This is a genomic window from Fodinibius sp. AD559 (assembly GCF_052712805.1).
Genome location: NZ_JBQPVW010000007.1, coordinates 34,771 through 55,376, shown reverse-complemented (window position 1 = coordinate 55,376; position 20,606 = coordinate 34,771). Strand labels below are relative to the sequence as shown.

The following is a 20,606-nucleotide window of genomic DNA, read 5'->3' as shown; positions in this document are numbered from 1 at the left end:
AATGTACTAATTTAAATTGGAAATTGTTACCCTTGGCAGAGTGTAAATTTTGCATCAGTTGGATTGATGAGATTCAACGTAGCTTTTTATGGGTTTTTTACTGGCGGTATGTTGGTTGATCAATTGAGGGTTTAATCAACCATTTATCAAAAAAGACAGGTATTGCGTTTTAATAGCAGTGGAAACCTTTTTGTTCTTTCTTGTCTCACATTTAAATAGGTAGGTGCCCGATGTATAGATAATTCTATATAGTAGTATGTAAGAAGGATGGGTAATAAAAAAAGCCGATCATGGATGGGATCGGCTTTTTTTATTGCAAAGATATGGATTGTTTTCCTTAAAAGGTTGGTATAACTTCGGCACGGAAAAGGGTATCCAAAAGGGTAAGTGCCACTAATAATCCAAAGAAGGCTAACCCTGCTACCAACAGCATGGAATTAAATCGCTCGTCCCAGTAAAGATTCATAAAGAATAGTGCAACCAATGTTGCCTTTACAATAGCGATTCCCATTGCCGTGATAATATTCCAGGGAGCGGGAATTTGGATATAATATACTCCTACTGTAAGAATCGTTAGTGCCAGCAATGCGGCTGCAACGCCAAGTAATGTTTTATCCGAGGATATATGATGTCCGCTCATGAGCTTTAAAATATTTAGAGTTATTATTCAATTAGGTAGAACAGGGGAAAGAGGAAAATCCAGATAATATCAACGAGGTGCCAGTAAAGGCCCGTAATCTCAATTGGGGTGTAGTACTCGCTGTCAAAATGGTTTTTCAAAGATCTCCAGAGTAACCAGCTCATTAATCCCATTCCAATTAATACGTGGATGCCGTGCAGACCGGTCATCAGGTAGTATAGGCTAAAAAATACATTTGCCTTCTCATGTTCAATGCCCCCAAAGTCATAGAACTGGCCGGGAAAAATACCGAGCTCAAACTTGTGGGTCCATTCAAAGTACTTGATAACCATAAATACGGCGGCAAGAGCCAGCGTAATTCCCAGGTTAATGGCAATGTTCTTTTTCTGATTTAGCTGGGCTGATTTGATGGCCATAGCTACTGTTAAACTACTGCCAATAAGTACCACCGTGTTAACGCCCCCCCAAAGAGTGTTAAGCTCTGCTGAGGCCTGCGTAAATAGATCGGGATACCATGTTCGGAAGACGATATAGGCAGCAAATAATCCGCCGAACATCAGAATTTCTGTTACCAAAAATATCCACATTCCCAATTTTGCAGTCTGAAACTGCTGTTCGGCATCCACAAAATGATGCTGAAAAAATCGTGAATGTGTTGTGGAAGATGAATGATCTGCCATAATCAGTTATTAATGATTTTCAGGTTAATACGTTGTTACTCAGCGTTAATTTCTTTGCCATCGCTTGTTACTTCAAGATTACTTTCTTGCCCGTGTCCATCAGTAGATTCTGCTAAACCTAACTGAAACTCTTCCATTGGTTTGTGATAATCATATGGACCGTTAATGATTACAGGTATATGATGGAAGTTATGCAGTGGTGGCCGTGTATTTATTTGCCATTCGAGAGCACGACTACCCCAGGGATTTGCTGTAGCTTTTTGTCCGCTAAAGAGTGACTTGACCAAATAGTAGAATACCATCAGGAAGCCAAAACCGAGAATATATGATCCTATGGTTGAAACTTGGTGGAATGGTTGAAACTGTTCGATATAGTTAAAGTAACGTCGAGGCATTCCCTGAGATCCCATTACGAACTGGGGAAGGAATGTGACGTTAAATCCTACGAAGATAATACCACAGGTAATTTTTGCCAAGGTTTCGTTGTACATGCGACCGGTGATTTTAGGCCACCAGTAGTGTAGGCCGGCTAAGAATGCCATCACCATACCACCAACCATTACAAAGTGAAAGTGCGCGACTACGTAATACGTATCGTGCAGGTGAACGTCGAGTGCGATAGAAGCAAGTACAATACCTGTCAGGCCGCCAACCAAAAAGAGGAAGAAAAATCCAAAAATGTAAAGCAGCGGTGATTTGATATCGATCGAACCCTTATACAAGGTTGCAGTCCAGTTAAACATTTTAATGCCTGTGGGAATACCAACCAGAAAGGTTAGGAATGAAAAGACCATAGAAGCTAATGATGCCTGCCCGGAAACGAACATGTGATGTCCCCACACCAGGAAACTGATAAAGGCAATAGCCAATGATGAAAGCGCAATAGCCCAATAGCCAAAAATGTGTTTGCGGCTGAAGGTCGTGATAACTTCTGAGACAACGCCAAAGCCGGGAACAATCATAATATATACCGCTGGATGGCTGTAGAACCAGAAGAAGTGTTGAAACAGAACCGGGTCACCGCCCATCGCCGGATCAAAGATTCCGATTCCCAAAATGCGTTCCATACCAAGAAGTGCAAGCGTGATAGCAAGCACTGGCGTTGCTAAAATCTGGATGATGCTTGTAGCATATAGACTCCAGGAGAATAGCGACAGTTTATCCCATGTAAGGCCGGGTGCCCGCAATTTATGAATAGTGGTAATAAAGTTTACTCCTGTTAAAATGGATGAGAATCCAATTATGAAAACACCGAATACCATGGTTGTTACAGCACCGCCTGTCGTAGAAGAGTATGGGGTATAGAACGTCCATCCGGTATCAATGCCCCCATTGAGTATGGCAAAGATAGCGACAAATGCCCCAGTTAAATACAGGTAAAAACTTAATAAGTTAAGCTTGGGAAACGCTACATCTTTGGCTCCCAATTGTAGCGGCAAGATAAAATTACCAAGAGCTGCTGGTACCGCCGGAACCAGAAAAAGGAAAATCATTATTGCACCATGCAGCGTAAAAAGCTGATTATAGGTATTGGCTTCAATAAAAGTTTTGGCAGGCGTCCAAAGTTCGGTACGCACTAAGAGTGCCATCAATCCTCCAATAAAAAAGAAGAAGGTAATGGATCCCAGAAACATGATGCCGATCTTCTTATGATCGACTGTTGTTAACCAAGACCACAGTCCTGTTTCCTCATTTAAATAGTGCTTATCAGGATTGTCATCAGGTTTATATCGTTGAACCTGAATTTTTTTAGATGTAGAACTTGCTTCTGCTGTATCCATATTACTTCAATGTTTTGATGTATTCGATAATCGCATTAATCTGCTCATCGTTAAGTTGCCCTTGGTAGGTATTCATCACTGCGGGATATCCTTCAACGATTTTAGCATTGGGCTCCAGAATAGACTCACGGAGATAGTTTTCATCCACAGTTACCGTAGAGCCATCTTCAAAAGTTTGTTCACTTCCAAATGTTCCTTGCCAGGTTGGGCCAGTCATTTGGCTACCGTCAGTAGAGTGACAGGTAGTACAAGCCCATTCCTGTGCCAATTGTTCTCCCCATTCTTCTGGGGCAAGATCTTCTGGTTGTGACCCTCCACCGGCATTTTCTGCGAGCCAGGTTTCAAATTCTTTCTGCTCATGCACAATAACTTCACCCAACATGTCGGAGTGGCCATCACCGCAATATTCGGTACAGTATATGATTGATTCGCCCGGCTCAGGAGCATTAAACCACATTTCGGTATATCGTCCTGGCACTACGTCTTGCTTTAAACGGTAGTCGGGAACAAAAAAGGAGTGAATAACATCTTGGGAACTCATGATAAGTTTCACTGGACGGTCGGCTGGGACGTGCAATTTTCCAGTTGACTGGGCACCATTTTCGTACTGAAACTGCCAAATCCATTTTTGTGCCGTAACTTTTACTTCGTAGGCATCGTCAGGTACAACTTGTTGATTCATGAATACTTGGTATCCCCAACCAAAAACGATAAGAACCAGTATCAAGGGAATAACAGACCATGTAACTTCCAAAGCACTATTATGAGTGATAAGAGGAGTTACTTCATCTTCAGACTTACGCCGATATTTATAGATGAAATAAATTAAGACAGCAATGAGTCCAATCGTCAGAATAAGGCTGCTGCCATGTACGAACCAGAAAAGGGTATCGTGTTGTTCGGCCAGTGTAGATTTTGCCGGGGGTAACAAGAAATCTCTAATCGCGTCCATTCGTTTCTTTTATTTGCTTTTCATTATTAGAATATCGGTGCCGCAACCACATAAAACCGAGGAATATACCCAGAATTAACATGGTAGCAAAGCCGCCAACCTGCATGATTTTCCAGGCTACCGGTACATATGTATTGGAATCCGCATCGTATTGATAACAATAAAGTAAAACTTGTTCTGCAGCACTCCCGATGTTACCATCAGCTGCATCATATAATGCATTTCGCAAATTAAACTCGTCAAACTTGAGGCCGTACAGATAACGTGTTATCACGCCATCGGGACTAAGAAATATAATAGCAGCGCCGTGTGCATACTGTCCATTTTGCAGGCGCTTCATATTAAATCCAACGGCCTCAGTGAGTTTATTAATATTTTCTTTATTACCGGTTAGAAAGTGCCATCCTTTTTCAGCACCTTTTCTTCCAAGTTTATTCAAAAAACGTTCTCTGTTTTCAGCAGCCAAAGCTGTTTCTTCTCGGGGATCAAAACTGAAGGTAACAATATTGTATTCTTTACCCGGTGACCACTTTAAGTCTTTAACCCCTTTAAAAATGGCTTCTTTTATCATGGAGCACAACTGCGGGCACTCATAATAAACCGGATTCAAAAGTACCGGCTTGCCGTCAGTAAATAAATCTTTAAGTTTTATAGAATCGCCTTTTGCATTGGCGAATGTCAAATCAAGTGGGATCTGGTCACCCAACCGCTCTTCAACTCCTACATCTTCCAGTTGGCTTGGTTTATTTTGATTCAGTTGTGCATTGGAAGAGTAGGGTAGTAAAAACAGGCTTATTACTGCTATTGCAAGCCCAAAATGTTTCATAAGTGTTTTTTAGCTATTCTTCATCGGCAGCCATCTTATTGATGGCGCTGTCGATAGGAATTCTGTAAGTACCATTTTCAAGATCAACAACACCAAAACTATCGAGTTGTTGTCGTGCTTCCCTTTTCATCTGGTTAACCTGATAGTATTCACTTTCAGATGATACGCGATCTTGTGTAACTGCTGAATTATATTGATACATTTCAAAAAGACCCCATACAAATACTACAACTAAAATTGTTCCAAAAACGCTCCAAAATACAAGGCGTTTGTAATTTAGTTTATCTTGCATTACTCCGTGTTCAACAGAGTCGGCTAACTGTTCGTCGGTTATTTCTACATCAACACTTTCAGCCGGTTCTTCGGGAGAGGAGGTGTCATCTTCTTCAGTTTCAAAAACGTCGTCTCCACCTTTTTCCAACTCAGTTGCCCACATTAGAATAACTGAAACGGGTACATCATACTTTTTTGACAGCTCGTCCAAATTTTTCTTGGACTGGTCTAATGCTTGTTGTGCAACTTCTTTTTTAAAATCGGCAGAATAATTTTGCTTCTCGTTAGCCATGAAAATAAAAGCTTTGTTAGCAGTAACAGTTCTACTGCGTTAATTGTTACCTATTGGATTAATGTTTATTAAGTGAATCTCCCAATTTTGGATCGTTAATAGGTACCATTTTATTTTGTTTAAACTTGTAGAAAAATAATCCTAAAAAGATACCTCCAAGTCCGATAAAGCTTGTAATAGTCATCCAGTTAAGATGGAAACCATGGTGGTTGAGTACTGGCATAACAAGCCAATAGAGTTCAACCAGATGTGATACTAAAATTAATACGGAGACACTGCCAACAATTTTGTAATTGGATTTTGGACCTTTAGGCAGTAAAACTATAAATGGAATGATAAAACGTCCAAATAGATAGAAGTAAGCCAAATATTCATATCCGCCCGACAAGCGTTCTAAATACCAAACTGTTTCTTCCGGAATATTTGCATAATAGATCAACAGAAATTGACTAAATGCGATGTAGGCGTAAAATACGGTAAAGCCAAACATCTGCACACCCAGATCATATATATGCCCTTTCTGGATGGTATTTGTAAGTAAATTATTTCTCCACAAGAAAAATATGACAAGAATCAGGGCGGCAAATAATCCCTGGAAACTCATTGCGAAATAATAAACGCCAAAAATGGTAGAGTACCAGTGTGGATCAAGCGACATTATCCAATCAAAAGAGGCGAAAGCAAGAGTAATGGCAAAGAAAAATAATCCGGGACCGCTGGTTCTTCGTAGCAGCGTTTGCAGTCCCCAGTCGCCGGTTTTATCCATTTCAACTGATTTTGTATACAGTCGATAACCGAGAAAACTCCAGAGCGCAAAGTAGATAAACTGACGAATGATGAAGAATGTAGTATTCAAGTAGGGTTCTTTACCTTGTAAAACCGGATCGGCAGCAACGGCATCAGCGTGCGTCCAATGATAAAGAGAATGCATTCCAAAAAAGATGGGAATGATAAATAATCCCCAGATCCAAATATATGATGAGAACGTCTCAGGAATTCTTCGCAATACAGCACTCCATTCTGATCGGGTTAAATGCTGAACCATCACAAAAAACAAACTTGCCAGTGCTATACTGGAGAAAAAGGAAAAACTAACAAGGTAGGAGAAGAAAAACTGATCATGATCCAGGAAATATCCAACACCGGTAGCCAGCAGACCTACAATTCCTACTCCAAATAATGATTTGGTTGTATTCAAATCTGAAGGAAAATCCAGTGTATCAGTTATTTTGGGCTTGCTCATAGGTTAAACCAATCGTTTATATACGTTAAATACGTTTTGAAATATTATTCAGCGTTTTCACTCAATGATTTTATATACTCAACGAGCGAGTTTATTTCGCTATCACTTAGAAAGTCGTATGAAACCATAGAAGGAGGAAATCCTTCTACAACTTTAGCAGATGGTTCTACAATAGATTCTCTTAAATACTCTTCATCAGCGGTAGCGGTGGATCCGTCATCAAAGGTTTTCTCGGATCCATATAAATTTTGCCAAGTCGGGCCTACCATCTTTGAACCATCGGTAGAGTGGCAGCTCATACAACCGTTATTTTGTGCAATCGTTTTACCTCGTTCAACAGAAACTTCTCCACCATCGCCGCCTGCCTGGGCTTCTTCTTTGGCTTGCTCTGCAGCCAATTGTTCCTGGTGGTCTTCTTTCAGGGCAGTAAGATCTACGTCGTATTCCTGAATTTCATCTTCAGAAATATTTTGACTTTTCTGTAGTGCACGCACATAGGCTACAATGGCCCATCGATCTTTTACAGGAATTTGTGTGGCGTAGGATGGCATATTTCGAATACCATTGGCAATAGTAGAATAAAGGTATCCATCGCTTTGATCTCTCAGACGTTCAAGATGGAAACTCGGAGCGGGAACGTATCCGTAATTGTTCGCCATAATAATACCATTTCCGTCACCAGCAATTCCATGACATGGCGTACAAAATACTTCGTATTGGTCTTTACCCTGGTAAATAAAAGATTTAGTGACATCCAAGGGAATTTCATCTACAAAGCTGCTGTCCTCATTGATACCTTGGTATAGGGCTTTGTCTTCTTTAAGATTGCCTCGGGCAATCGTTCCTTCAACAGGTTTGCGCATGGCACGATTGTCTGCAAAGAACTCATTTTTTTCTTGTGGTTCGAAACGTTCTTGCTGATCCATATTCATATTGGGATGAACAGGCTGAGATTGAAATTTCTCACCTCTGCACCCAGCTAAAGCCACTGGAAAGACAATAACAGCTAATAATAAGTACTTGGAAACTTTCATCGGATTATTATGCGAACTAAAGATTTTTGTGGTCAATTATTCCGAATCGTATACGGTTTCAATGTGTGTTGCTCCGTTATCCTGGAACAGTTTTTTTACCTTTTCTTCCGAAAAAAGATCATCAGAAGCTTCAATATGAACAAAAAAGCCATCATCCGACGCTTTTGAGAAACGCTCTACGTTAAACAACGGATTATACAAACGCGGTAAATTATTGAGTGCCAGCATTCCAAATGTTGTGGCAAATGCAGCCAAAAGAACCGTTAACTCAAATGCTATTGGTACATAAATTGGGAAATTGATATAAGGCTTACCGCTAATATTCATTGGGTACTCATAGCCCATTACCCAAATCATTAATGCCAATGAACCTATCAAACCTATTAGGGCTCCACCTAATACAATCCAGCCAAGGGGAGATTTTTTTAATCCCATGGCTTTTTCCATCCCGTGAATGGGAAAGGGAGCATAGGTATCAAAATCCTGGTATCCGGATTTTTTTACCGAAGAAGCGGCATCAACGAGTTCTTTTGGGTTTCTGAACTCGGCTAATACACCATAAATTTGTTTGTTTTCTGCGTCCATAAATATCAGTTACTAAACAGTTTTCTCGTGTTGAACTACAACAGGTTTCGTTTTCTCGATATCAAATTCGTTGGTCTCTTCATCATAATTATGTGGATCTGCCTGCGGCATAACTCCTTTAACTTCTGCAATGGCAACCATTGGTAGAAAGCGAAGAAATAGCAGGAAGAAAGTGAAGAAGAGTCCGAATGTTCCAACATAGGTGATAATATCCCAGAAGGTGGGCGAATAATAATCCCACGCAGAGGGCATAAAGTCTGTTGAGAGTGATGCAACGGAAATCATAAAGCGTTCAAACCACATTCCGATGTTCACAATAATCGAAATAACAAATGTGATAGCAACGTTACGTCGTATTTTCTTAAACCAGAGGAATTGGGGAGTTACCACATTACAGAACATGAGTATCCAAAAGCCCCAGGCATAGGGTCCGACGACGTAAAGCCAGAAAATTCCTTGTTCATAAATATAGCCGCTGTACCAAGCTATAAAACCTTCCATCAGGTAAGCAAAAGCAACTAAGTTACCTGTAATCATCATTACAAGATTCATCTTTTCCATGATATCAATGTTCATGATGTCTTCAAGACCGTAAATTTTTCGAGCGATCAGCATCAGCGTTAATACCATGGCAAAACCGGAGTAAATAGCACCGGCAACAAAATAGGGCGGAAAAATAGTACTATGCCAGCCCGGAATAACTGAAACGGCAAAGTCAAAGGATACAATAGTGTGTACCGAAAGTACCAGCGGGGTAGCAAGACCGGCAAGAATCATGTAGGCTTTTTCGTAGTTCCACCAATTACGAAAGCTGCCTGTCCAGCCCAGAGAGGCAATTCCATACGTAATTTTAGCAATTTTGCTTTTGGTTTTATCACGCAGTGTGGCAAAGTCGGGTATCAATCCCACATACCAGAAGAGCAATGAAACGGTGAAATAGGTACTTACAGCAAAAACATCCCAAAGCAGTGGACTTGAAAAGTTGGGCCAAGCTGCCATCTGGTTAGGAATTGGAAATACCCAGTATATAACCCAGATACGTCCTACGTGGATAGCAGGAAAGATTCCGGCACACATTACGGCAAAGATGGTCATTGCCTCAGCAAAACGGTTAATTGCCGTTCGCCATCCTTGTCGAAAGAGAAATAGGATAGCAGAAATAAGCGTTCCGGCGTGACCGATACCAACCCACCAAACAAAGTTGATAATAGCCCAACCCCATCCGGCTGGGTTGTTAAGCCCCCAAATTCCGATACCATCCCAGATGAGATATCCGATAGATCCTAAAAGGATGATCATTAAAATGTTCGCAAGACCAAATGCTAAATACCATAATTTAGGAGTGGGAGATAACGGAGTTTTGGCAATAAGATCAGTTATACTCCCAAAGGAATGGTTTCCTTTTACGAGTTTTGGCTCTGGCGCGTATTGATAATCTGTGCTCATCGTAAGGTATGTTGAAAATTAAGCCAATTTGGGATTGGGGTTACGAACTTTAGCAAGATACGACGTCCTTGGTCGCGTATTAAGCTCTTCAAGCAACAAGTAGTTTCGATTGTTCTTCTTCGTTTTCACTACTTCGCTTTCGGGATCGGTGAGATCTCCAAAGTAGATAGCATCTGCAGGACACGCTTGCTGACAAGCCGTCTCTACAGCTCCATCTTTTGGTTTCATGGTTTCGCCGTTAGTTTCAATATCACGATTGATCTTGGCGCGGTTGACACGCTGTACACAATAGGTGCATTTTTCCATTACACCGCGGAAACGTACGGTTACTTCCGGATTCATCGCCATTTGGATGATTTCCGGATCATCTCCACCTGTTAAAAATTCTTCTGAATAGTTAAAGAAGTTAAAGCGACGAACTTTGTATGGACAGTTATTTGCACAATAACGGGTTCCGATACAGCGATTGTAGGTCATTTGGTTCATACCGTCATCGCTATGCGTAGTTGCTGCTACCGGGCAAACCTGTTCACAAGGTGCCAGTTCACAGTGCATGCAGGGCACGGGCTGGTGTAAGGCTTTGGGATCGTTGACATCGCCATCAAAATAGCGGTCGTTTCTGATCCAGTGCATCTCGCGTCCACGACTTACCTCGCGCTTACCTACCACCGGAATGTTATTTTCTGCTGTACATGCAATTGTACAGACTCCACAACCGGTACAGGTGTTTAGGTCAATAGACATACCCCATTGCGGTTCATAATCGGGGTAATCTTGTTCACCAATAGGGTCGAAAATTGAAAGCGGATCATCTTCTCCATGCTCTTCAGCATATGCGACGCCCGGCATTTCGGCATCATAAGCAGATTCGTACGTCGAGAAATTGGGATTCTCGCGGTATTCCTGAAGAGTAGCATGCCGCAATAGCGATCGCCCTTCCATAGTGTTATGGTCTTGTGTACAAGCTATTTCATATGTTTCACCAGTTTTTTCAACTGATACATTACTAGCAAAATGCATATTAGCTGTTGTGCGAAGCGGATAGGTATCAACACCTGTTTTATTAGCTACGCGTCCAACACCTTCGCGACCATATCCTACGGTGATAGTAATACTGTCATCGGCGTGACCGGGTTGAACCCAGGCTGGGATTTCAATTGTTGTGCCGTCAACAGTGATAGAAATAACTTCTACTTCTGATTTTCCAAGACTGGCTTCCTTAACGCCCAACTTGTCGGCTGTTTTCTTGCTCATCAGCGCAACGTTATCCCAAGTAATCTTCGTCATCGGTTTGGGAAGTTCTTGCAGCCAGCCGTTATTGGCAAAGCGTCCGTCGAATACTGTTGAGTCGGGTCGAATAACCAGTTCCATACCCTCAGAAGAGTCTGCATTGCTAATGAAATCGCTGGCTTGCGAATTAAATGCACTTGAAATACTGACAGAAGAAGCTGAAAATGTTTCTTCGCCTGCTAACCCATCGTGCAGTGCTTTATTCCACTGACTCGTAAAGTTGTTTGAGTAATAATCTTTCCATGTATTCTGAACCAGGTCATAACCTTTTGCTTGTTCTCCGTTCAGAATAATATTTAAAAATTCAATTTCGCTAATTCCGGAGTACAACGGCTCGATTTGAGGCTGAATAATAGAGCGGGTTCCGGCATAGGAATAGCCATCGCCCCAAGCCTCAAGGAAATGAGCTCGGTTGATATGCCAGTTGGCCAGTTTTGAGGTCTCATCATAATAATTAGAGAGATGAATAACCTGTCCAGCATTGGCAAGAGCTTCATCAAAATTCAAATCAGCTGGTGCCGTGAATGCGGGATTGGTTCCAACAAGTACAACTGTATCTATATTACCGTTGTTAAGATCTTCAACTAAACCGGCAAAAGCTTCCCGATTGTTCTGGTTATCAATATGTGGAACATTAAGATAATCAACAGTTTGTCCATCGTTACCAAGCGCAACATTAATAGCAGCAACGGTAGCATGCAGCTCCGGCTTGTGATCACGTCCAACTGTTAATATAGAATTACTTCGATTGTTGAGCAGTTCTTCAGCCAGAACAGCGATCCACTCGTGATCAGAAAATTTGTTGCTGTAACCACTGAATGCGGACAATCCACTTACAGAGTTAGAAAGCTCAGCAGCCAGTGCATATATAAAGTGTTCAATTTCGCCTGATTTAATGCGCAGGCGGTTGTCAGCGTTGGAACCGGTAATACTAAATGTGCTTTCAATAGCATAAAACCGAGACATGTCGTCATCTTCAGACATCACGCGACGCCTGTCGGTAAAACGCTTGGTATTTTCAACACTGTTTTTGTCACCAGTCGGATTCAGGAAATCATCATCAAAACTTACGATGACATCGGCTTCATCATACTTATTATATGTTCGCAGTCGCTCACCGAATGCAATATTAGTACCTTCAAGGGCATTGTCCTCTCCAAATGGCTCGTACGTAATCCATTGTGCATTGGAGAATTGATCCAGTGCCTGCCCCTTCATCCTGTTATAAGTAGGAGAGGAGTTCGCTTCGGAAATGAAGGCGATATTCTGATCAGTGTTTGAGAAATGATTACTACAAAATTCTGTAAAAGCATTAACCGAAGAACGCTCACCGTCTTTGCGGACGTATCGTGAACGGTCAGGATCGAACATGTTTAGGATCTCGGCCTGACCAAAGATACTGGTATTCCCGCTACTGGCCGGGTGCATCTCATTTCCTTCAATTTTTGTCGGTCGCCCTGAATTACTTTCGACGACGATCCCGTTTAGCGCATCCTGGAATGGGGATGCTGAAGCGTAATACTGAGGTACGCCTTCTACCAGATCTTCTGGCTGCTTACTAAAGGGTACGATTTTTTGCACCGGTCGTCGGCAGGCAGCAAATCCCGCAAGCGCAATGGAAGCACCCATCACACGCAGAAAGCTGCGTCGTGATACTTTGTCGTTAAGTTCTGTGGCATTTTCAGGGAATTCGCGCTCAACGAACTTTTCATACTCTTCATTGCGAGCAAGTTCGCCAAGGCTTTTCCAGTAATTGGGATTTTTTACTTCTTCGCTCATTCCGTTACGATTGCGTTAATTCAGATTCGTTCGGTTAAATATTCCTTCTTATTAATAATGGCAACTTTGACAATAGGTAGGGGGAGCAATATTGTGCTTTGCTACAAGCTCACGTCCCATTTCAATCTGATCCTTTTCGGGTTCATATCCCATTGTAGTGACTTCCTCAACCGGACGAACATTTTGCTCCGGATTTCGGTGACAGTCAAGACACCAACTCATACTCAGAGGCTCTTTTTGAAATACTTTCTCCATTCGATCAACACGTCCGTGGCATGTTTCGCAACCTACGCCCACGTTGACGTGCGCTGCGTGATTAAAGTAAGCGTAATCCGGAAGGTTGTGCACGCGAACCCATTCAATTGATTCTCCAGATTCCCAGCTGTCACGAATTTTTTGTACTTCTTCGGGATTTTGTGAGCCGTCAACCTGATTATGGCAATTCATACATGTTTCTGTAGGGGGCACATTCGCGAACTTGGATTTAAAGACGTTGGTGTGGCAATATTGACAATCAATATCAAGTTCGCCGGCATGCAGCTTGTGGCTGTATTCGATGGGCTGCTCGGGAGCATAACCAACATCGGTATATTCGGGAGAAAAGAAATACCAAACTCCTGCTACTGTTGCTGTTGCGAAAATAATGAGCCCGAGCAAAATACGTTGGGGTACTTCATTTGCCCATCGGGGAAAAATCTGAGCCATGGGTTAGGTGAAATTTGTCGTTACTTTATGTAATTGTCCTCTAAAAGATTTCGGCATGAAAGTATGGAAAATCCAACTCTTTTAGAACCCATAAAAATGAGCTTTCTCATATTTAAATCGAATCTAAATAGAAGGAGTTGCTTTTCCATGCCCGAAAATTAAGTGGCTAAAATATAATCTATTTATCAAAAATGCCTAATTGAATTCAGGAAATTCCGAAAATTATATCTGTAAACTTGACAGATATTTAAACTGAGATGAAGCTGTAGAACAATTGAATATTATGTATCTTCAATCTACATAAAATTATGTGCGTTAATACCAGTCTATGGATTCTGAAAAACCTGTTACCATTGAACTTTTTAAAAATATTAGTCTCTCCAAAGCCATTGGCGTAATACTATTAATAAGTAGTGTGGCATTCGGCTTTTTGATCTGGCTGATTTATTACAAGGGAGGGAGCGACTACAGTTCAAATTTAATTACAAGTCTACCTGCACTGAATGCATTATTAAATAGTGCGAGTGCAGTATTACTGATATTTGGATATAGGGCGATACGTCAGCGTAATTTTAGTAAGCATATGAAATTTATGCTTACTGCTTTTATAACCTCAACCTTTTTTCTGATCAGTTATGTAATCTATCATAACTTTCACGGCAGTACGCCGTTTACGGGAGAAGGATTTATTCGCCCCGTATACTTCTTTATTCTTATATCTCATATCATTTTATCAGCACTTGTCATGCCAATGATTCTAACCAGTTTTTATCTGGCTTTTTCCGGGAAGTTAAAATTGCACCGTAAAGTATCTAAAGTTACACTGCCAGTGTGGCTGTATGTTTCGGTAACAGGAGTGGCGATCTTCTTTATATTACGAGCGTATTCGTAAGAATATAGAATTGCAACAGTGTATTAAGGCCTAAGGAGTAGACCATGAGACTTCCAACCCGTCAGAAGTCATTGTAGCTGTTGCGGTAATCTCGACATTTTCGTTGGTGCCGGTTCCCTTAATAGTTAGGGTGTTTCCCGATCCGGAAATCTCGTAACTGCCATTTTCGTTTTCAGGTTCAATAGACAAAATATGCTTCTCAGATATTCCATCAAATGAACTTCCGCCGCCGTTCATCATTTTCGGTTTCTTGTAATAGGTTTGGGCATCATTGATTACCATCAGTATATCTTGACGAACAGCTGATTCATTTGCGTTGTTTCGAGATTCTTGCATCGTATCAATAGCAACGACGGCTGCTACGCCCACGAGAATAGTTACTAATATAACTAAAAGCAGTTGCTGTTGTCCCATAAATGAATGTTAAATAGAATTATTAATAATAATTACAGAACATTTATTTGGTGTAAAAAATAGTTAGCGAATTTTAATTGACTACCAAAACTGCTTTTTAATACAATGAGGGCATATTTTAAGATGCTGAAGATGAGTATTATAGAATATTAAAGATCATAGTGATGCACTTTCGTGCGATAACAAACTAAGAATAATTAATAGTGTTGTTCTGCAGATAATTGCGTATCTTCCCGCCAGCTGGTGTTACTTAATATCCCACCTACTCGTTAAACAGGTTCTTACAATCCTTTCTTTGGTCTGTCGGCGCCTCTAATATATACGGTTTTTGGATAGCGGTTTAGAAGACCGGTACTATAAGTATGTTTTTGTGGCGTCAGGTATTTATTAATACTCAATTAATTTTATTTATGACAGATTTAGATTTTAACGAACTTAATATTTCCGATCCTATTCTTAAGGGCATTGAACAGATGGGGTTTGAAAAGCCAACCCCCGTACAAGTCCAGTGTATTCCATCGCTTTTGGAAGAGAAGGATGTTGTTGGGCAGGCTCAAACAGGTACAGGAAAAACGGCTGCATTCGGAATTCCGGTCGTACAGAAAACCGATCTCGATATTGCAAATGTACAGACTATTATTATGTGTCCCACACGTGAGCTGGCTATCCAGGTGACGGGAGAACTTATTAAAATAGGCAAACACCTCAATGGATTGAATGTTATTCCTATTTATGGAGGACAGTCCATATCACGACAGATAAAAGCCCTTAAGCGAGGTGCTCATATTGTAGTTGGGACGCCGGGACGAACAATCGATCACTTGCGCCGTGGCACTATGAAACTAAACAATCTGAAGCGTGTCGTTTTTGACGAAGCTGATGAAATGCTCAATATGGGTTTTCGGGATGATATGGAACAGATTCTATCTTATTCTGACCAGCCGGTACAGACTATTATGTTTTCTGCGACGATGTCGAAAGGGATTCGCAAGATTATGAATCGCTATATGAACGATCCCGAGACTATCAGAATTGAACGTAAAAAAGTTACGGCACCTAATATTGAGCAGTATGTAGTTGAAGTGCGCGACTCTGTCCGCACCGAAGCGATCTGTCGATTTATGGATATCAATGATTTTAAATTGGCGCTTGTCTTTTGTAATACCAAACGAAAAACCGAGCAGGTAACGCGGGAGCTTAAATCAAGGGGATATTCTTCGGATTTTATTAACGGAGATTTAAATCAAAATCAGCGCGATCGCGTGATGGCAAAATTCCGATCCGGTGCGATAGATATTTTGGTCGGGACGGATGTAGCCGCTCGTGGATTGGATATTAATGATATCGAAGTAGTATTTAATTATGATATTCCACAAGATCCGGAGTATTATGTACACCGTATTGGTCGAACTGGACGTGCCGGGCGATCTGGAATGGCGATTACGTTTACAACACGTCGCAAAAGAAAGGAGCTGCACACTATTGAGAAGCAGATTAAAAATCAGTTGAACCCGCTTGAGATGCCCTCTACAGCCGATGTTCGAATATCACAAATGGCCGGACGCATGGAAGAAGTCGTAGAAGTGCTTGAAAAAGGAGATCTGCGTCCGTATATCGAACAACTTGAAGGATTTACTGATGATCGGTTTACAACTATCGAAATTGCAGCTGCTCTGCTTAAAATGAATACTTCAGTAGAGGAACCTTCTGATGACAGTGCTCAAGCTGGTCAGTATGATGATAAAGCAATGATCAAAGTTCACTTTAACGTGGGTAAAAAGAACAATGTGTATCCCGGTGATTTAGTTGGGGCGATAGCTGGCGAATCCGGTATTCCGGGAAAAGTGATCGGAAATATCGATATTTTTCCCAAGCATTCTTTTGTTGATGTCCCCGGTCAATATGTAAACCAAGTACTCAACGGAATGAATAGAAACAGAGTAAAAGGCAAAAAGGTGCACGTTAAGGTAGCGTAACAACCGTACATATTTTGCAAAAAATATTATAGTGGATATCCAGAGATGGGTATCCACTTTTTTATGGATGCTATTTTACTTCTTGTGGACGAGCGGCCCCCAATCCAAAAATAAGTTTAGCTCCTACAATGAGTAATAGAAATAGGAGCGGGATAAACCATGCCCCGGTGAAGTCGTGCATAGCTCCGAATAATGTAGGGCCAATTGCGGCAAGTAAATAGCCGATTGATTGTGCCATCCCTGAAAGTTCAGTAGCTGTTTCGCTATTGGATGATCGAAGTACAATAAATAAAAGTGCTAATCCAAAGCTACCACCCAGTGTCAGTCCAATTATTGATGCCCAGAGGACAACCAAGAAAGGATCGGGAAACATTAACCCTATTAAACTAATAGCTTCGGCAATCATGAGTGCCCAAACTAACTTTCGTTGATCGTTGATTTTTTCGGCCCAGATAGGAATTAAGAGGGTACCGACCACACCCATTCCCTGAGAAAGAGAGAGCATCCATCCGGCATTGCTGGCCGAAAGTCCGCGATCTTGCAGAATCTCTGGGAGCCATGCCAAAACCACATAAAATGCGAGAGATTGCAGTCCCATAAATAATGCTACCTGCCAGGCCACAAGAGAATTTCCAAGTGCTTTCATAGATGTCAAAAAGTTTCGTTCCTGTTTTGGAACAGTCAGATCCTTTAGCTGCGGAAGCCAAATAATGAAAGCGAGAATTGAGAGTGCTGCCCAGGAACCGAGTGACCATCGCCAGCCCCATCCTAAATCATGGGCCAGTGGTACGCTAACGCCCGCTGCAATGGCAGCTCCAAGTCCCAGCATGCTTGAATAAACGCTCGTCATAATCCCGGTATGGTTGGGAAAGTCGCGTTTTACAAGGCTGGGCAAAAGTACATTTCCAAAAGCGATTGCAATGCCCAATAATAATGTACCCGCAAAAAGAGCCCAATTAGCGGGTACAACCCGAAGCAGGATACCTCCGGTAAGTAAGGCCATTGCCAGAGCAAGGGTACCTTCGATACCTAAGCGTTTTGTGAACAGTGGTGTTAATGTTGACAGCACGCCAAATGCCAATAGGGGCAGGGTGGTAAGCAATCCCAGCATGGCATTAGAAAGCCCAGTAGCTTCTCGTATGGTGCTAATCAATGGTCCAACGCCCGCCAGTGCAGGGCGCAGATTTAGGGCAATAAGCACGATGCCCGATATAAGTAATATATTTTTGAGACGAGAATTTTGTTCAAATGGAGAAGATGCAGCCATCTGTAAAGTTCAGAATTCTAAAATTTATATCGTTATAATAAAGCGAGCCAAAGATACAAAACTGAAATGAGTATTCATGAGTAATATTGTTTCTGATATCTGACAGTTAATTAATAATGATTTGTACAGTATAAATTCCCAGAAGTGAACGGTAAAAAAACAGAATATTTATGAGACAAATTGTAAACACATCGATTGGCGGATATGAAGTGTTGGAGGTTCAGGAGGTTCCTGATCTTGAGCCCGATTCTAATGAAATTATTATTAACGTAAAAGCATCGGGCTTAAACTTTGCAGATATTTTAGCGCGAAAAGGGCAGTATCCTGATGGTCCGTCGAAACCTTGCGTAATGGGATATGAAGTTTCGGGTGTGGTAGATTCTGTTGGTGATCAGGTTGACGATAAATGGCTGGATAAAGAAGTGGTTGCCACTACAAGATTTAAAGGTCAGGCCGAACAAGTAGCCGTTCGGGAAGCGCAATTATTCGAAAAACCGGATCGGTTATCTTTCAAGGAAGCAGCCGCACTACCAGTTAATTATTTAACAGCTCATATTTTAATTCAAGTGATGGGATCGTTGGGATCTTATGAATCTATTTTAATTCATAATGTGGGTGGTGGCGTTGGAATTGCCGCACTGGATATTGCAAAACATATTGGGGCAACCACTTACGGCACATCCAGCAAACGGAAGCATAAATTTTTAACCGAGCGCGGATTGGATTACGCTATTGATTATCGCAACAAGGATTGGTACGAAGAGCTGATGGAGCTGACTGATGGAAAAGGGGTTGAACTTATCACCGATCCTTTAGGAGGAAAGGAATGGAAACGAAGTTATAAGGCGCTGCGCGCTACTGGTCGTTTGGGCATGTTTGGTATTTCATCAGCTAGCGAGGGAACAACTGGTGGTATTGGAGCCATGTGGAGTATGCTAAAAATGGTTGTGCAAATGCCTTTTTTTCATCCCTTATCGTTACTGGAAAAAAATAGGGGTGTATTTGGCGTTAACCTGGGTCACTTGTGGCATGAGCCGGAAAAAGCAAAAATTTGGATGAACGATATCCTAAAAGGAGTAGAAGACGGGTGGGTTAATCCTCATGTAGACGCGACATTCAGTTTTGATAACGTAGGCGAAGCTCATCAGTATATAGAGGAGCGAAAAAATATCGGAAAAGTTATTTTAACACCTTAAGATTTAGATCTATCGGCCTATGAAAATTGTTTATGTAGATATGGATAGTGTGCTGGTCGATTTTGAAAGTGGGATCGATCGGCTTTCTGAAGAAACCTATCAGGAATATGAGAATGATCTTGACGAAGTGCCCGGATTTTTCCGTGATCTTCCACCTGTTGAGGGAGCCATTGAGGCTTTTCATAAACTGAGTAAGCAATACGATGTCTATATTCTGTCAACAGCTCCGTGGCAAAATCCCTCTGCTTGGATTGATAAATTGCTGTGGGTCAAAAAACATTTGCCTCAAGTGGCACATAAACGCCTTATTTTAAGCCATAATAAACATCTTAATAGGGGCGACTATCTTATTGATGATCGTACAGCTAACGGGGCTGGATATTTTCAGGGTGAACATATTCATTTTGGTGAAGAACCATTTCCCGATTGGGATGCCGTATTAGATTATTTACTTAAATAGTTTTTTGTTGATGAGATTACATTCTGGAGTAATTAAGAAGGGTTTGTAGAAAGGTTTTCAGACTTGAGGAAGTTGATCGATACGCGATTGAAAACCTCGGGCTTTTCCACATTTACCACATGACCGCATTTGTCTACCACTTCTAAAACGGATTTGGTATGCTCTTTTACTATGTTTTTTACCGGTGGCAAAAACAAGTGATCTTCACTGCCCATAATATACAACGTGCGGATTTTTAACTCTTTTTCCCTGAAGTACTTCAGTAGTGGATTTACCTCGTGTGTCATATTGAACCATTTAAGAAACTCTTTTTTATAGAGTTTTTTGGCTTCCCGAATAAAAAGATTTCGGGATTCGGAGTGTCGTTGCCGAGGCATAATGATCCATGCAAAAAGCTTATATAGCCACATAAAGGGCACCATTTTCTTGAATAGATGTCCGAGCCAAACTAAAAATCGAGATCGTATATTAAGGCGCATAATTGCACCGCTCATCACCAGTGATTGTACTCGTTCGGGTTGCATTTCGCCAATTGTTCGTATAATAATGGTACCTAATGAAACACCCACAAAATGTGCTTTTTTGATACCGATCTCGTCCAGCACATTAATAATATCTTGGCTGGCCATCTTAAAAGAGTATTCTTCCTCATAATATTTTTGGAGCATCCCCTTTGACTTGCCGTGTCCCCGGAGATCCACCATTAGCACGTTAAACTCTTTTTTATAGGCACGTAGTTGTTTAAACCAGATCGAGGAGCTTCCGCCCGCACCGTGGACAAACACGACCCAGTCGCTATCTTCATTTTTATAAAATGTCTTGTAATAAAGCATAGTTGTTACTTATTCGACCCGAAAGCTACAAAGAGATGAATA

Annotated in this window: 19 protein-coding genes; 4 read left to right on the top strand and 15 right to left on the bottom strand. The window is 41.4% G+C overall.

All coding sequences use genetic code 11. The features are described 5' to 3' along the window. Positions 1–337 precede the first annotated feature (337 nt). From ACQ4LT_RS12605 to ACQ4LT_RS12550, 12 genes are read right to left on the bottom strand one after another with little or no spacing between them, the layout of a single operon-like run. Entirely contained in the window at positions 338–640 is a 303-nt protein-coding gene (locus tag ACQ4LT_RS12605) for a cytochrome C oxidase subunit IV family protein (RefSeq protein ID WP_445666417.1), read from the bottom strand. Between the two features lie 23 nt (positions 641–663). Further along, positions 664–1,320 (bottom strand): cytochrome c oxidase subunit 3 family protein, encoded by a 657-nt coding sequence (locus tag ACQ4LT_RS12600; RefSeq protein ID WP_445666416.1) that lies wholly within the window; start codon positions 1,318–1,320, stop codon positions 664–666. 35 nt (positions 1,321–1,355) lie between these two features. Continuing rightward, a complete protein-coding gene (ctaD, locus tag ACQ4LT_RS12595) occupies positions 1,356–3,101 on the bottom strand; it encodes a cytochrome c oxidase subunit I (protein WP_445666415.1) in 1,746 nt (581 codons plus the stop codon). A 1-nt stretch (position 3,102) separates the two neighbouring features. Beyond that, positions 3,103–4,053 (bottom strand): cytochrome c oxidase subunit II, encoded by a 951-nt coding sequence (coxB, locus tag ACQ4LT_RS12590; protein WP_445666414.1) that lies wholly within the window; start codon positions 4,051–4,053, stop codon positions 3,103–3,105. Then, the gene (locus tag ACQ4LT_RS12585) at positions 4,040–4,879 is read right to left on the bottom strand and encodes an SCO family protein (protein WP_445666413.1); all 840 of its coding nucleotides are present in this window, start codon (positions 4,877–4,879) and stop codon (positions 4,040–4,042) included. The genes coxB and ACQ4LT_RS12585 overlap by 14 nt, the downstream gene beginning before the upstream one ends. A gap of 13 nt (positions 4,880–4,892) precedes the next feature. Then, positions 4,893–5,444: a transposase gene (locus tag ACQ4LT_RS12580; protein ID WP_445666412.1), complete on the bottom strand. Its 552-nt coding sequence runs from the start codon at positions 5,442–5,444 to the stop codon at positions 4,893–4,895. 58 nt (positions 5,445–5,502) lie between these two features. Beyond that, entirely contained in the window at positions 5,503–6,687 is a 1,185-nt protein-coding gene (locus ACQ4LT_RS12575) for a hypothetical protein (protein ID WP_445666411.1), read from the bottom strand. Positions 6,688–6,731: 44 nt separating this feature from the next. After that, complete coding sequence (locus ACQ4LT_RS12570) at positions 6,732–7,721, bottom strand: c-type cytochrome (RefSeq protein WP_445666410.1); 990 nt, start codon at positions 7,719–7,721, stop codon at positions 6,732–6,734. Between the two features lie 36 nt (positions 7,722–7,757). Continuing rightward, on the bottom strand, positions 7,758–8,306 hold the full coding sequence (locus tag ACQ4LT_RS12565) for a DUF3341 domain-containing protein (protein WP_445666409.1): 549 nt from the start codon (positions 8,304–8,306) through the stop codon (positions 7,758–7,760). Positions 8,307–8,318: 12 nt separating this feature from the next. After that, the gene (gene nrfD, locus ACQ4LT_RS12560; RefSeq protein ID WP_445666408.1) at positions 8,319–9,752 is read right to left on the bottom strand and encodes an NrfD/PsrC family molybdoenzyme membrane anchor subunit; all 1,434 of its coding nucleotides are present in this window, start codon (positions 9,750–9,752) and stop codon (positions 8,319–8,321) included. A gap of 18 nt (positions 9,753–9,770) precedes the next feature. Further along, positions 9,771–12,821, bottom strand: a complete 3,051-nt coding sequence (locus ACQ4LT_RS12555) for a TAT-variant-translocated molybdopterin oxidoreductase (RefSeq protein WP_445666407.1) — start codon at positions 12,819–12,821, stop codon at positions 9,771–9,773. A gap of 51 nt (positions 12,822–12,872) precedes the next feature. Continuing rightward, positions 12,873–13,526 (bottom strand): cytochrome c3 family protein, encoded by a 654-nt coding sequence (locus ACQ4LT_RS12550; protein WP_445666406.1) that lies wholly within the window; start codon positions 13,524–13,526, stop codon positions 12,873–12,875. A gap of 328 nt (positions 13,527–13,854) precedes the next feature. On the opposite strand from ACQ4LT_RS12550, the gene ACQ4LT_RS12545 reads away from it, so the two are divergent. Beyond that, the gene (locus tag ACQ4LT_RS12545) at positions 13,855–14,418 is read left to right on the top strand and encodes a DUF420 domain-containing protein (protein ID WP_445666405.1); all 564 of its coding nucleotides are present in this window, start codon (positions 13,855–13,857) and stop codon (positions 14,416–14,418) included. Positions 14,419–14,448: 30 nt separating this feature from the next. Here the strand turns inward: ACQ4LT_RS12545 and ACQ4LT_RS12540 are convergent, their stop codons facing one another. After that, on the bottom strand, positions 14,449–14,832 hold the full coding sequence (locus ACQ4LT_RS12540) for a hypothetical protein (RefSeq protein ID WP_445666404.1): 384 nt from the start codon (positions 14,830–14,832) through the stop codon (positions 14,449–14,451). A gap of 410 nt (positions 14,833–15,242) precedes the next feature. Here ACQ4LT_RS12540 and ACQ4LT_RS12535 point away from each other — a divergent pair, with 410 nt between their 5' ends. Further along, positions 15,243–16,808 carry a DEAD/DEAH box helicase gene (locus ACQ4LT_RS12535; protein WP_445666403.1) on the top strand — a complete coding sequence of 522 codons (1,566 nt, stop codon included), beginning with the start codon at positions 15,243–15,245 and terminating at the stop codon, positions 16,806–16,808. 70 nt (positions 16,809–16,878) lie between these two features. Here ACQ4LT_RS12535 and ACQ4LT_RS12530 read toward each other — a convergent pair whose 3' ends face one another. Further along, the gene (locus tag ACQ4LT_RS12530; protein ID WP_445666402.1) at positions 16,879–18,075 is read right to left on the bottom strand and encodes a CynX/NimT family MFS transporter; all 1,197 of its coding nucleotides are present in this window, start codon (positions 18,073–18,075) and stop codon (positions 16,879–16,881) included. A gap of 170 nt (positions 18,076–18,245) precedes the next feature. Between ACQ4LT_RS12530 and ACQ4LT_RS12525 the strand changes: the two genes are divergently transcribed. Together ACQ4LT_RS12525 and ACQ4LT_RS12520 are read left to right on the top strand one after the other, a co-directional pair. Then, positions 18,246–19,271 (top strand): zinc-binding dehydrogenase, encoded by a 1,026-nt coding sequence (locus ACQ4LT_RS12525; RefSeq protein ID WP_445666401.1) that lies wholly within the window; start codon positions 18,246–18,248, stop codon positions 19,269–19,271. 19 nt (positions 19,272–19,290) lie between these two features. Then, positions 19,291–19,731, top strand: a complete 441-nt coding sequence (locus tag ACQ4LT_RS12520) for a 5' nucleotidase, NT5C type (protein WP_445666400.1) — start codon at positions 19,291–19,293, stop codon at positions 19,729–19,731. A 32-nt stretch (positions 19,732–19,763) separates the two neighbouring features. On the opposite strand, the gene ACQ4LT_RS12515 is transcribed toward ACQ4LT_RS12520, so the two are convergent. Next, complete coding sequence (locus tag ACQ4LT_RS12515; protein WP_445666399.1) at positions 19,764–20,564, bottom strand: alpha/beta fold hydrolase; 801 nt, start codon at positions 20,562–20,564, stop codon at positions 19,764–19,766. Positions 20,565–20,606 lie beyond the last annotated feature (42 nt).

Excerpts from the sequence above, each read along its gene's own strand:
- ACQ4LT_RS12605 (WP_445666417.1), bottom strand. The coding sequence starts at position 640 with ATGAGCGGACATCATATATCCTCGGATAAAACATTACTTGGCGTTGCA.
- ACQ4LT_RS12600 (WP_445666416.1), bottom strand. The coding sequence starts at position 1,320 with ATGGCAGATCATTCATCTTCCACAACACATTCACGATTTTTTCAGCAT.
- ctaD (WP_445666415.1), bottom strand. The coding sequence starts at position 3,101 with ATGGATACAGCAGAAGCAAGTTCTACATCTAAAAAAATTCAGGTTCAA.
- coxB (WP_445666414.1), bottom strand. The coding sequence starts at position 4,053 with ATGGACGCGATTAGAGATTTCTTGTTACCCCCGGCAAAATCTACACTG.
- ACQ4LT_RS12585 (WP_445666413.1), bottom strand. The coding sequence starts at position 4,879 with ATGAAACATTTTGGGCTTGCAATAGCAGTAATAAGCCTGTTTTTACTA.
- ACQ4LT_RS12580 (WP_445666412.1), bottom strand. The coding sequence starts at position 5,444 with ATGGCTAACGAGAAGCAAAATTATTCTGCCGATTTTAAAAAAGAAGTT.
- ACQ4LT_RS12575 (WP_445666411.1), bottom strand. The coding sequence starts at position 6,687 with ATGAGCAAGCCCAAAATAACTGATACACTGGATTTTCCTTCAGATTTG.
- ACQ4LT_RS12570 (WP_445666410.1), bottom strand. The coding sequence starts at position 7,721 with ATGAAAGTTTCCAAGTACTTATTATTAGCTGTTATTGTCTTTCCAGTG.
- ACQ4LT_RS12565 (WP_445666409.1), bottom strand. The coding sequence starts at position 8,306 with ATGGACGCAGAAAACAAACAAATTTATGGTGTATTAGCCGAGTTCAGA.
- nrfD (WP_445666408.1), bottom strand. The coding sequence starts at position 9,752 with ATGAGCACAGATTATCAATACGCGCCAGAGCCAAAACTCGTAAAAGGA.
- ACQ4LT_RS12555 (WP_445666407.1), bottom strand. The coding sequence starts at position 12,821 with ATGAGCGAAGAAGTAAAAAATCCCAATTACTGGAAAAGCCTTGGCGAA.
- ACQ4LT_RS12550 (WP_445666406.1), bottom strand. The coding sequence starts at position 13,526 with ATGGCTCAGATTTTTCCCCGATGGGCAAATGAAGTACCCCAACGTATT.
- ACQ4LT_RS12545 (WP_445666405.1), top strand. The coding sequence starts at position 13,855 with ATGGATTCTGAAAAACCTGTTACCATTGAACTTTTTAAAAATATTAGT.
- ACQ4LT_RS12540 (WP_445666404.1), bottom strand. The coding sequence starts at position 14,832 with ATGGGACAACAGCAACTGCTTTTAGTTATATTAGTAACTATTCTCGTG.
- ACQ4LT_RS12535 (WP_445666403.1), top strand. The coding sequence starts at position 15,243 with ATGACAGATTTAGATTTTAACGAACTTAATATTTCCGATCCTATTCTT.
- ACQ4LT_RS12530 (WP_445666402.1), bottom strand. The coding sequence starts at position 18,075 with ATGGCTGCATCTTCTCCATTTGAACAAAATTCTCGTCTCAAAAATATA.
- ACQ4LT_RS12525 (WP_445666401.1), top strand. The coding sequence starts at position 18,246 with ATGAGACAAATTGTAAACACATCGATTGGCGGATATGAAGTGTTGGAG.
- ACQ4LT_RS12520 (WP_445666400.1), top strand. The coding sequence starts at position 19,291 with ATGAAAATTGTTTATGTAGATATGGATAGTGTGCTGGTCGATTTTGAA.
- ACQ4LT_RS12515 (WP_445666399.1), bottom strand. The coding sequence starts at position 20,564 with ATGCTTTATTACAAGACATTTTATAAAAATGAAGATAGCGACTGGGTC.